The following is an 11053-nucleotide window of genomic DNA, read 5'->3' on the forward strand; positions in this document are numbered from 1 at the left end:
TCAGGGTGCCCCGTATTTCTGGGTGAAGTCGGAAAGGGCCGCAGCCAGCCGGTCCAGGTTTTCATGCGCATAGGCGCGGTAATCCGCGCCCGGCGCGGCAAGGTGCAGGTCCGACACCATGGCCCACATCGCCTCACGCAGAAGGCTGGCGCATTGCATGGCATCGAAGGCACGCAGAAAGTCCGGGCCGGGGGCATGGCCAAGATAGGCACGCAGCAGGGCGGCGGTCTCCCCGCCGTCCATCCCGGCGTTCGAGGCCGCGCCCGCAAGATCGAACATCGCGGTCCCGAACCCGGCATATTCATAATCGATCAGCCAGAGTTTTTGCCCGTCGTCGAGGAAATTCGCAGGCAGGAGGTCATGATGGCCGAAGACGATCGGCAGCGGCACCTGCGCGGCTTCCAGTCGGCGGGAGAGCGTAAGGAACCCCTCAAGCTCCGGGACGAAGGGGCTCTTGCCCGCAGCGATGGTGCGGGCATAGTCGCGGATCACATGGAAGGGCCAGAAGATGAACCCCGCCCCGCTGACCTGCACCGGCATCGTGTCATGGAAGGTGCGCAGGAAATGCCCCACCCGGTCGGGCGCAGCCCGCAGGTCTGCCGCCCCCCAGGTGCGTGAGGGAACGAAGGCGACGACCGTGACCCCTTCGGCGGCGTATTCCACCGCCGGGCCGAAGCCCGCGGCATGGGCGGCGCGGGCGGTCATCACCTCGCGCGCGCGATAGACATGGTGGAAGGGAAAATCGCGGCCGAAGCGCACCACATGCACGCCCGCCGCATCCGAGACCTTCCAGCTTTCGTTCGACAGCCCGCCCTCCAGCGGCTCGGCGGACACCGTGCCGGTCCAGCAAGGCAGGGAAAGGACATGGGCGGGCGCGCTCATGCCGCCTCCAGTCCCAGCCGCTGGCGCTGTGCGCGGGCGGCGGCGGCCAGCAGCCGGTCGGCGATGATGGCGATGAAGGCGATGGCCAGCCCCGCCACGAGACCATTCCCGGGATTGGCCTTGGTCAGCGCGATATAGACGTCCTGGCCAAGGTCGCGCGTGCCGACCAGCGCGGTGATCACCAGCATCGACAGCGCGAACATGATGGTCTGGTTCACACCCAGCAGGATCTCGGGCAAGGCGAGCCGCAGGCGGATGCGGGTCAAAAGCTGCCAGTCGGTGCAGCCCATCGCCCGGCCCGCCTCGATCAGGCGCGGGTCAACGCCTTGCAGGCCCAGCACGGTATAGCGGATCACCGCCGCGACCGCATAGGCGACCACCGCGATCATCGCAGTGAAGTCGCCCACCCGGAACAGCATGACCACCGGCATAAGATAGACGAACGAGGGCAGCGTCTGCAGCGTGTCGATCACTGTGCGTGTCACCGCCCAGGCCCGCTCGCGCCCGGCCACGGCGATGCCGAGCGGGATGCCGATCGCCAGCGCGATCAGGGTCGAGATGCCGCAGAGATAGACGGTGATCATCGCCTTCTCCCACTGGCCGGTGGCCGCGATCAGGAACGACAGGCCCGCCGCCAGCGCAGCAAGACGCCAGCCACCCAGCCGCCATCCCGCGAGGCCGAGCAGCGCCACCGCCACGGCCCAGGGCATTCCGACCAGAAACCGCTTCACCGGCACCAGAACCCACAGCAGGATGGTGTTCTTGATCGCTTCCAGCGTGTCGAAGAAGGTGACGTTGATCCACTCGACCGCTGCCGCCCAGAAGGCGCTGGTCGACAGCCGCGCCGCCTCGGGATAGGTCTGCACTGCGGGCAGGACCAACCCCAGAGCGAAGCACAGCAGGATCAACGCCAGCGCCGCCGTCAGATAGGGGTGGCGCGCGATGATCCCGCCCGGCAGCGGCGCCCGGTAGCCGCGCCGCGCGACCGCCTGGCTCAGCCGGTCCAGCGCAATGGCCAGCGCCACGATGGCAAGGCCCGCCTCCAGCCCGGCGCCGAAATCAAGTCGCCTCAGCGCCGTCAGCACCTCGAACCCCAGGCCTCCCGCGCCGATCATCGAGGCGATTATCACCATGTTCAGCGACAGCATGATCACCTGGTTCACCCCCACCATCAGCGGTTCGCGCGCCGAAGGGACCAGCACCCGCCACAAAGTCTGGTGCGGGGTGCAGCCGACCATGCGGGCCAGGTCATGCGTCTCGCCCGGCAGGCGTTGCAGCGACAGGGTGGTGACGCGGGTCATCGGCGGCATGGCATAGATCAGCGTGGCCACCACCGCCGCGGTGGGACCGAAGCCGAACAGGATCAGGATCGGCACCAGATAGGCGAAGACCGGCATGGTCTGCATCAGGTCCAGCACTGGGCGCAGCAGGCGTTCGAACCAGGGATGGCGCCAGGACAGCACCCCCAGCATCAGCCCGCCCGCCACACCCAGCGGCACCGCGACCAGGATCGAGGCCAGCGTGACCATGGCGCTGTGCCACTGGCCGAAGACCGCGACGAAGGCAAAGGCCGCGGCCATGAGTGCGGCCAGCCCCGGCCCGCCCGCCCAGAGGCCCGCCAGAGCGACGATGCCGATCACGGCCAGCCAGGCCAGCGGCGGCACCACCTGCCGCGCAGCGCCGCCTTCGGCCACCTGCCAGCCATCGGCCAGAAGCCCGAGGGCAAGCTGGTAGGGCTTGTCGATCGCCGCCGCGACAAACCGGGTGATGTCGGAAAAGGCCAGCGGCCCGATGGCCGCATCCTTGACCAGCCAGGTCACGAAACCGCCGATCCAGCGCGCAGCGGGAATGCGCCAGCCCTTGGGATAGTCGAAGGCGAAAGGCAGCAGCGCCTCGCCCCAGAGCCAGACCACGGCGGCGATCACAAGGGCCGCCATCCAGATCAGCCATCCGGCGAAGGGACTGTCCGCCCTGCCCGTCACGTCCCGCCCCCCAGAAGAAGCCGCACCACCGCGTCGCGGCCCACGGTGCCAAGGAAAGCACCCTCATGCTCGACCCCGACCCGCCCGGCGCCGCCAAGGAAGGCGGGGCCCGCCTCGGCCACGGTGGCGCGGGCGGGCAGGCATTCGATCCCCTCCGGCCGCGGACCCGGCTCGACCAGTGACGACAGCCGGACGACCTTGGCCTTCGACACGGCGCGGGTGAATTCGCGCACGTAATCCGTGGCGGGGTTCATCACCAGTTCCTCGGGCGTGCCGCACTGCTCCACGCCGCCGTCCTTCATGATGGCGATGCGGTCGGCCAAGCGGATCGCCTCGTCGAAATCATGGGTGATGAAGACGATGGTCTTCTTCAGCCGCGATTGCAGCCTGATGAATTCATCCTGCAACTCGCGCCGGATCAGCGGGTCCAGCGCCGAGAAGGGTTCGTCGAGGAACCACAACTCCGGCTCCACGGCCAGCGACCGGGCGATGCCGACACGCTGCTGCTGGCCGCCGGACAGCTGGCGCGGAAAGGCGCCTTCACGCCCGGCAAGCCCGACAAGCGCGATGATCTCGCGGGCCCGCGCCTCGCGTGCGGGCCGGGCGATGCCCTGCACCTCCAGCGGGAAGGCCACGTTGTCCAGCACCGTCATATGCGGCAGCAGCGCGAAATGCTGGAAGACCATGCCCATCTTGTGCCGCCGGATCTGCGTCATCTCGGCCTCGGAGGCCGCAAGCAGGTTCTGCCCGTTGAACACGATCTCGCCTGCCGTCGGCTCGATCAGCCGCGACAGGCAGCGCACCAGCGTCGACTTGCCGGACCCGGACAGGCCCATGATCACAAAAATCTCGCCCCGTCGCACCGTCAGGTTGACCGCCCGCACTGCCGGGACCAGCCCCAGTTCAGCCAGCCGCGCAGGGTCCGGTTCGGGGCCGAGGGTGGCCATATGGTCCGCCGCCCGGTTGCCGAATACCTTCCAGACATTCCGGCAGATCAGGGTGTCTTCGCCTGTGGTCATCGCATTCCATCGGGCAATCGCTGCAAGGCGGGCCGGGTCACCCCGGCCCGGGATGGTGGTGCGCCGGGCTAGTTGGCGATCCAGGCGCTCCAGCGCGGCTCGTTCGCGGCCATCCAGTCGGCCACTACGGCATCGACGGCCTTGCCGTTCAGATCGACCTCGGTGATCATCTGGCCCATCTCCTTGTTGTCGATGGTGAAGGCGCCGATCGCCTTGTAGGCGCCCGGCCATTTGTCCTTCAGCCCCGACCAGCCGACCTTCCAGATTTCGCCGAAAGGCTTGCCGCAGTCATAGGCCATGTCGGGATTCAATCCCCATGCCGGATCGGTGTAGCATTCGGGCGTGTAGGTCGGGAACTCGACCCATTCGCCTTCGTATTTCGCGGGCGCCCAATGCGGCGCGTAGATCCACAGCAACACCGGGGCCTTGCGCTGGTAGGCGCTTTCCAGCTCGGCGAAAAGCGCCGCGTCGGTGCCGGCATGGATCACCTCGAACGGCAGGTCCAGCGCCTCGATGCGCTCTTCGTCGAAGCCGCCCCAGGTGACCGGACCGCCCAGATACCGCCCCTTTGGGGCGGTTTCCGCGGTGCTGAACGCCTCGGCGCAGGCCGGGTCCTTCAGGGCCTCCCAATTCGGCAGACCGGGGCATTTCTCCTTCATGTAGGAGGGATACCACCATTCCTCCTTGGCCTGCATGCCGGTGGATCCCAGCACCTCGACACTGCCGGTGGCGGTCGCGGCGTCCATCGCCTCGCGGCCGGTGGTTTCCCAGATTTCCATGGCGACATGCAGGTCGCCGGTCTCCAGCCCCGCGAACTGGGCCAGATAATCGGCCTGCACATATTCGACATTGTAGCCTGCCTTCTTCAGCACCTCTCCCATGATCTGGGTGGTGATGAGCTGGCCGGTCCAGTCGTGCAGCGTCAGTTTGATCGGGTCGGCGGATTCCTGTGCCAGGGCCGCCGATGCGGCAAGCATGGCGGCCAGGCTGATCGGGACAAGTCGCATCGGTAACTCCCTCTTGTTGGACAATGCCGCGGACGCGGCCGGGGCAGTAGGCCGGGCGCTTTGGCGGCCATCCGGGCCGACGCGCCTTCTGTCATGCCTCAAGTTACGCGCGTGGCCCGGCAGGCTGTCAACGAATTTTCGGGGATTTTGTGGAGTTGATGTCCGTTTGTTTGTAATTCTTGCAAAAATCAGTCAGCATAGGAAAGAATACCCACACAGGACGGACGGCCATCCGATGCTGACCCGACGCCACGGCGCGATTCTGAAACTGCTCGAGGCGCGAGGCGCGCTGACGGTGGGCGCACTGGCGCAAGAGCTCGGCGTCTCGACCGAGACGGCTCGCCGCGAGATTCGCACGCTGGTCGAGGCAGGGGCGGCAGTCCGGGTCCATGGCGCGGTGGGGCTGGCAGGCCAGATCGGCGAGGCCCCGTTCGAACGGCGCATGCGCGAGAATGCGGCGGCCAAGGGCGCCATCGCCCGCGCCCTGGCCGAACGGATCGGCGACGGCGATACATTGATGCTGGACACCGGTACCACCACCAGCTTCCTGGCCCGCGCCCTGCTGGATCGCCGCCGCCTGACGGTGGTGACCAATTCGCTGGATATCGCCCGCACTCTGGCCACGGTGAACGGCAACCGCATCTTCATGGCGGGGGGCGCCTTGCGGAGCGATTCAGGGGCGGCCCTGGGGGCGACCGCGCTGGAATTCATCCGCGGTTTCACCGTGCAGCATGCGATCATCTCGGCCGGGGCGATCGATGAAACCGGAGTGATGGATTTCGACCTGCAGGAGGCCGAATTCGCCCGCGCCGTCCTGGCCTGCGGCGAACGGCGGGTGGTGGTGACAGACGCCTCGAAGTTCGGACGCCGCGGCTTTGTCCGTGTCACGGGCTTTGAGGGCCTTCATGACCTGGTCACGGACCAGCCGCCCCCGCCCGACATCGCCGCCACCATCGCGGCGGCCGGGGTTTCAGTCACCCTGGCGACGGGCGACGACGGCCACTGAAGTCAAGGTGGCTATGGGGCGGCCCGCACGATCCTTGCTCGTCCGAACCAGCGTCACGAACCCTATCCGGCCTGCGCCAGCAAAAGCTCGGATTGATGCCCGGCGGGTAGTGCGGTCGAGCAGCAGAAAGGCGGCCGCAATTCTGTCGGAGGGACGGCGGGACAGGACTGCCCCGCCGCGTCGTCACTCGGCCGCGGTGCGGAGCGGCGTCTCCTCGCTTTCCAGCCGGTCGCCGATGCCAAGGCCGCGGCTTTGCAAGAAGGCGGCAGCGGTCAGCTTCTCGCCCGCGGCGGTGCGGACGCGCGTGAATTCCACCATGCCGCCCTGAAGCGCGATCCATGCCGTGCCGCCGTCGATCCCCGCGCCCCCAATCCCCGCTATGGTGCCGGGCTTGCCCTGCACATCGGCGAAGCGGCGGGCGGGGATCAGGTGGCTGTCGTGCAGTCGCACCTTTTCGCCCTGGACCAGCGTCCAGGCACCCGGCGCCGGGTCGCAGCCGCGGATCAGGTTGTGGACCTGTTGCGCATGGGCCGACCAGTTGATCCGCGCCTCCGGGTCGCGGCACCAGCCCTCGTAGCTGGCCTGCGCTTCGTCCTGCACCTCTTCGCGATGCTTGCCGGCCAGGATCAGGTCGGCGGCTTCCAGCATCGCCTGAACCCCCATGGGGAACAGCCGGTCGAAATAGACCGTGCCAAGGGTGTCGTCGGCACTGATCGGCGTGCGCTTCTGCAGGACGATATCGCCCTCGTCCAGACCGTCGTTGGGCCGGAAGATGGTCAGCCCGGTCTCGGTCTCGCCCCGGATGATCGGCCAGTTGATCGAGGACGGCCCGCGATACTTCGGCAGAAGCGAGGGGTGATAGCAGATCGCGCCATGCTTCGGGATGGTGACGAAGCCCTGCGGCGCGAATTGCAGCACATAGGCCATCACCGCCAGGTCGACCTCCAGCGCCCGCAGCGCATCCGCCGCCTCGGGGCCGGTCAGGTTGGGAAGCTGATAAAGCTTCAGCCCCTTCTCCTCGGCGGCCAGCCGCAGCGGGTCGGGGCGGGCGCCCGGCTTTTCCGGCGCGCAGAAGACGGCGGCGACATCGTCGCCCCGGGCGAGGAAGGCATCCAGAACGGCCTTGCCGAAGGCCTGCTGGCCAAGGATCGCGATACGCATTGCGGGCTCCTGTCATGGGATTTTGGAAAAGACGGACCCGCCCCGCCGCAAGGTCAGCGGCGGGTCCGCAGTGATGCCCTCGGGGGTGAGGGGCCGAGAAGCAGCGCGCCGCCCGGGAGCAGGGCAGGCGCGCCTTTCGCCGGGGACATTCCCTTCCCCGGCGCTGCCCTGGTCAGGCGGGGCCGGTGTTGATCCAGACCACCTTGGGTTCGGTAAAATTGTCGATGGCTTCCTCGCCATGTTCGCGGCCGAAGCCGGAATCGCGCACCCCGCCCCAGGGCAGGCGGATGTCAGTCGGGCCGTAGGTGTTGACCCAGACCGTGCCCGCCTTCAGCTTGCGGGTGAAGCGGTGGGCGCGGGTCATGTCGGCGGTCCAGACCCCGGCAGCCAGGCTGTAGACGGTGCCGTTCGCCAGCCGCAGCGCCTCGTCGTCATCCCTGAACGGGATCACCGCGGCGACCGGGCCGAAGATCTCTTCCTGCGAGATGCGCATCTCGTGACGCACGCCGGCAAAGACAGTGGGTTCGATGAAATAGCCCCGGTCGCCGTGGCGCGCGCCGCCGGTGACGATCTGCGCCCCCTCCTGCCGGCCGACCTCGATGTAGTTCAGGATGCGGTTCATCTGCACCTCGGAGACGACCGGCCCCATGCTGGTGCCCGTCTCCTGCGGATTGCCGAGGCGCATCCCCTTGGCCCGGGCGGCCAGTTTCTCGGCCACCTCGTCATGGATCGACTCATGCACCAGGATGCGCGATCCGGCGGAACAGACCTGCCCAGTGTTGAAGAAAATCCCCGATCCGGCCGCGCGCACGGCGGCATCCACATCCGCATCGGGGAAGATGATGTTGGCCGACTTGCCGCCCAGTTCCAGCGTCACCCGCTTCAGGTTCCCGGCCGAGCCCTGCAGGATCTGCCGCCCGACCACGGGAGAGCCGGTGAACGTCACCTTGTCGATGTCGGGATGATCGGTGATGGCCTGCCCCGCCACCTTGCCGAACCCCGGCACCACGTTCAGGACACCCGGCGGCAGCCCGGCCTCCAGCGCCAGTTCGCCCAGCTTCAGCGCGGTCAGCGGCGTGATCTCGGCCGGTTTCAGCACGACCGTGCAGCCGCAGGCCAGCGCCGGGGCGATCTTCCACATGCCGATCATCAGCGGGAAGTTCCACGGGATGATGGCGCCCACCACGCCAAGCGGTTCACGCACCGTATAGGTCAGCGCATCGGGGCGTGCGGGCACCACGGTCCCGGTGATCTTGTCGGCCCATCCGGCGTAATAGGTCAGCGTGTCGATCACCGCAGGCAGGTCCTGGCGGCGAATGGCCGAAACCGGCTTGCCGGAATCGAGGCTTTCCAGCTCGACCAGTTCCTCGCTGTGCTGCCGGATCACCTCGGCGAAGCGCAGGAGAGCCGCACCGCGGTCAGCGGCGCGCATCGGGCCCCAGACCTCCTCGAAGGCACGCCGGGCCGCGGCGACGGCAAGATCGACATCCTCCACCCCCGCCTCGGCCACATGGGCCAGAACCTCGCCGGTCGCGGGGTTCAGCGTCTCGAATGTACGGCCCGACAGCGCCGGCCGAAACTGGCCGTCGATCAGCAGCAGGTGTCTTTCGCTGGCCCTGACATCAAGCATGGCATCCTCCAAGTTATGCAGTTTCATTCATATTCTCTTTGGTACAGGCGTCGGATTTCCGGCTGCACCTGACGAAAACATGCTTACTCAGAGGAAATTTTTTGGGAATATGATACGTGTTTCCGGTATCTGGTGCCCCAGTCATGAAATGCGCCGCCGGACCTGCACAGCGAATACATGAACAGTACTTCATAAGGTGACGAGGATGATCAAGGTCGAGATCGCGCCGGTCTGGCGGTTCCAGCGCAGCGGCGAGACCCGGGGGCTGGAAATCACGCTTGACCTTCTGTCCGACATCCGCAGCACCGGAAAGCTCTCGGTCGCGGCGGCGCGGGCGGGCATGTCCTATCGCCACGCCTGGAACCTGATCGAGAAGTGGTCCGCCTTCTTCGAGGCCCCGCTGGTCGAGCGGCGGCAGGGCAGCGGCACCAGCCTGACCGCCTTCGGCGACAAGCTGGTCTGGGCGGCGGAACGGCTGGAGGCGCGGCTCCGACCCTTGTTGCAGAACCTGAGCCAGGAGTTGCAGACCGAGGTGAACCAGACGCTAAGCTCGGGCCGGCTGGTGCTGCGGGTCCGGGCGAGCCACGGTTTCGCGGTGCCGAAACTGCGCGAACTTCTGGCGCGGGATTTCGAAAGCGGGGTGGATTTCCGCTATGTCTCCAACTCCAACTCCCTGGTCTCGATGGTCGAGAACACCTGCGACCTGGCCGGCGTGCATCTGCCCCAGGGCGAGTTGCGCGCCCGTACCATCGCCATGAGCCGGGGGTGGCTGGACCATGCCGACCACCGGGTGATCTCTTTCGTCACGCGCGAGATGGGGCTGATCGTGAAGAAGGGCAATCCGCTGGGCATCCGGTCGGTGGAAGATCTGGCCCGTCCCGAAGTGCATTTCGTCAACCGCGATCCGGATTCCGGCACGAGGATTCTCCTGGACCAGATGCTGGCGCTGCGGCAGGTCGCGCCGGCGTCGATCAACGGCTATACGCATTCGGAATTCACCCATGCCGCGGTTGCCGCCTATGTCGCCTCGGGCTTCGCCGATGTGGCCTTCGGGGTCGAGGCGGCGGCGCGGCAGTTCGGGCTGGATTTCGTGCCGCTGTTGACCGAGGACTATGTCTTCCTTTGCCGCCGCCAGATTCTCGATCACCCGGCGATGACACGAGTGCTGGCGGTGATGCGCGGCCCGGAATTCGCCGCAGAGGTCTCGGCCCTGCCCGGCTATCAGGTGCGCGAGCCCGGGGTCATCAAGACCATCCGCGAAGTCTTCCGCGCCCGGGGCTGACCGAAGGCCGCTGTCCCCCGTCGCGACGCCGGGTGCGATGTGAGCCAGAATGAAGAGCGGTCGTTCGTGCAACCGCAGCGTGACGGGCCGCCGCGCCCCTAGCCCAGAATGTCCAGTTCTTCGTTGATGTCGTCGATCAGGCTGGCGCGTTGCAGGGCCGTGTCGCCCACCAGCCCGACATGCGAGATCGCCAGCAGACGAAGCACGCTGACCAGCGTCGTATAGCTGGGAATCAACCCGTAGCTTGAGATGTGGCAGCGCAGCGCAAGGTCCGAAAATCGCTTGGCCTGAGCCAGATTCCCATGATCGGTCAATGAGATGATGCTGGTCCGTGTCGTCTTGGCATAGGACAGGATCGCCTTCAGCTCGCGGGGCTGCGGACCCTGCGCCAGCACCACCATCACGTCGCGCGGCCCCATCATCGCCAGATCCTCGGCCACGGCACCGCTGGTAATCCCGACGGCATGAACATTGGGCCGCAGGCGCGAGAACAGCACCCGGCCGTAATGTGCCAGCCAGCCATCTGCCCCCAGACCCAGGAACCACAGGCGGGGCGCATCGGCGATCAGGCGTGCTGCCTGACGCAGGGTGTCCGGGCTCATCTCTTCGAAGGTTCGGGTGATGTTGGCAAGCTCCAGGTCCAAATGCTCGCCGATCTTGCGCCCCAGCACGGTGCTGCCCGGCGCCGCCGCCAGGTAGCTATAGGGCTGGGTCCGGTTGCGCTCTTCGCGCGCCTGCAGCTTGACCTCTTCGAAGTCGGTATAGCCCAGTGCCCGGAAGAACCGCGCCGCCGTGGCCTTGGACACATCGGCGATTCCGGCCAGTTCCGTTGCAGTATGTGTTTCAATCAGCCCCGGCCGGTCGAGAATCACACCCGCCAGTTTCTGCTCACTCTTGGTCAGACGGTCGAACCTTTCCTGGATCCGAAGGGCCAGACGAGTAGACATTTACTTTCCTTTTCAACCAGATAATTTTTCTTTGACAGAATGAAACAAGCGTTTCAGTATTGTGAAACATATGAACTCAGTTTCCGAAATCCTGAAACACCACTCTGAAACAGTAGGGGCGCAGCGTGTCGAAATCA

General features: G+C 66.6%; 9 protein-coding genes. 2 read left to right on the forward strand and 7 right to left on the reverse strand.

Features of this window, described 5'->3' with window-relative positions; all coding sequences use genetic code 11:
- The 4 genes from V7Q39_RS07590 to V7Q39_RS07605 form a co-directional block, all read right to left on the reverse strand.
- Complete coding sequence (locus tag V7Q39_RS07590) at positions 1-882, reverse strand: phosphotransferase (protein ID WP_333815953.1); 882 nt, start codon at positions 880-882, stop codon at positions 1-3.
- On the reverse strand, positions 879-2864 hold the full coding sequence (locus V7Q39_RS07595; protein ID WP_333815954.1) for an ABC transporter permease: 1986 nt from the start codon (positions 2862-2864) through the stop codon (positions 879-881). Before V7Q39_RS07595 ends, V7Q39_RS07590 begins: the two co-directional genes overlap by 4 nt.
- A complete protein-coding gene (locus V7Q39_RS07600; RefSeq protein WP_333815955.1) occupies positions 2861-3883 on the reverse strand; it encodes a quaternary amine ABC transporter ATP-binding protein in 1023 nt (340 codons plus the stop codon). The genes V7Q39_RS07595 and V7Q39_RS07600 overlap by 4 nt, the downstream gene beginning before the upstream one ends.
- A 68-nt stretch (positions 3884-3951) precedes the next feature.
- Positions 3952-4890: an ABC transporter substrate-binding protein gene (locus V7Q39_RS07605; protein ID WP_333815956.1), complete on the reverse strand. Its 939-nt coding sequence runs from the start codon at positions 4888-4890 to the stop codon at positions 3952-3954.
- Between the two features lie 235 nt (positions 4891-5125).
- On the opposite strand from V7Q39_RS07605, the gene V7Q39_RS07610 reads away from it, so the two are divergent.
- Positions 5126-5896: a DeoR/GlpR family DNA-binding transcription regulator gene (locus V7Q39_RS07610; protein ID WP_333815957.1), complete on the forward strand. Its 771-nt coding sequence runs from the start codon at positions 5126-5128 to the stop codon at positions 5894-5896.
- A 183-nt stretch (positions 5897-6079) separates the two neighbouring features.
- Here V7Q39_RS07610 and V7Q39_RS07615 read toward each other — a convergent pair whose 3' ends face one another.
- A complete protein-coding gene (locus V7Q39_RS07615; protein ID WP_333815958.1) occupies positions 6080-7057 on the reverse strand; it encodes a methionyl-tRNA formyltransferase in 978 nt (325 codons plus the stop codon).
- Between the two features lie 172 nt (positions 7058-7229).
- Positions 7230-8714, reverse strand: coding sequence for an aldehyde dehydrogenase family protein (locus V7Q39_RS07620; RefSeq protein WP_333815959.1), 1485 nt, complete (start codon positions 8712-8714; stop codon positions 7230-7232).
- A gap of 178 nt (positions 8715-8892) precedes the next feature.
- On the opposite strand from V7Q39_RS07620, the gene V7Q39_RS07625 reads away from it, so the two are divergent.
- Positions 8893-9969, forward strand: coding sequence for a substrate-binding domain-containing protein (locus V7Q39_RS07625; RefSeq protein WP_333815960.1), 1077 nt, complete (start codon positions 8893-8895; stop codon positions 9967-9969).
- Between the two features lie 98 nt (positions 9970-10067).
- Here V7Q39_RS07625 and V7Q39_RS07630 read toward each other — a convergent pair whose 3' ends face one another.
- Entirely contained in the window at positions 10068-10916 is an 849-nt protein-coding gene (locus V7Q39_RS07630) for a MurR/RpiR family transcriptional regulator (protein ID WP_333815961.1), read from the reverse strand.
- Positions 10917-11053 lie beyond the last annotated feature (137 nt).

It is taken from the genome of Tabrizicola sp. (assembly GCF_036781545.1).
Taxonomy (GTDB): domain Bacteria; phylum Pseudomonadota; class Alphaproteobacteria; order Rhodobacterales; family Rhodobacteraceae; genus Tabrizicola.

Coding starts and splice junctions, on each gene's coding strand:
- V7Q39_RS07620 (WP_333815959.1), bottom strand. CDS start 8,714: ATGAAACTGCATAACTTGGAGGATGCCATGCTTGATGTCAGGGCCAGC.
- V7Q39_RS07590 (WP_333815953.1), bottom strand. CDS start 882: ATGAGCGCGCCCGCCCATGTCCTTTCCCTGCCTTGCTGGACCGGCACG.
- V7Q39_RS07605 (WP_333815956.1), bottom strand. CDS start 4,890: ATGCGACTTGTCCCGATCAGCCTGGCCGCCATGCTTGCCGCATCGGCG.
- V7Q39_RS07615 (WP_333815958.1), bottom strand. CDS start 7,057: ATGCGTATCGCGATCCTTGGCCAGCAGGCCTTCGGCAAGGCCGTTCTG.
- V7Q39_RS07610 (WP_333815957.1), top strand. CDS start 5,126: ATGCTGACCCGACGCCACGGCGCGATTCTGAAACTGCTCGAGGCGCGA.
- V7Q39_RS07625 (WP_333815960.1), top strand. CDS start 8,893: ATGATCAAGGTCGAGATCGCGCCGGTCTGGCGGTTCCAGCGCAGCGGC.
- V7Q39_RS07630 (WP_333815961.1), bottom strand. CDS start 10,916: ATGTCTACTCGTCTGGCCCTTCGGATCCAGGAAAGGTTCGACCGTCTG.
- V7Q39_RS07600 (WP_333815955.1), bottom strand. CDS start 3,883: ATGACCACAGGCGAAGACACCCTGATCTGCCGGAATGTCTGGAAGGTA.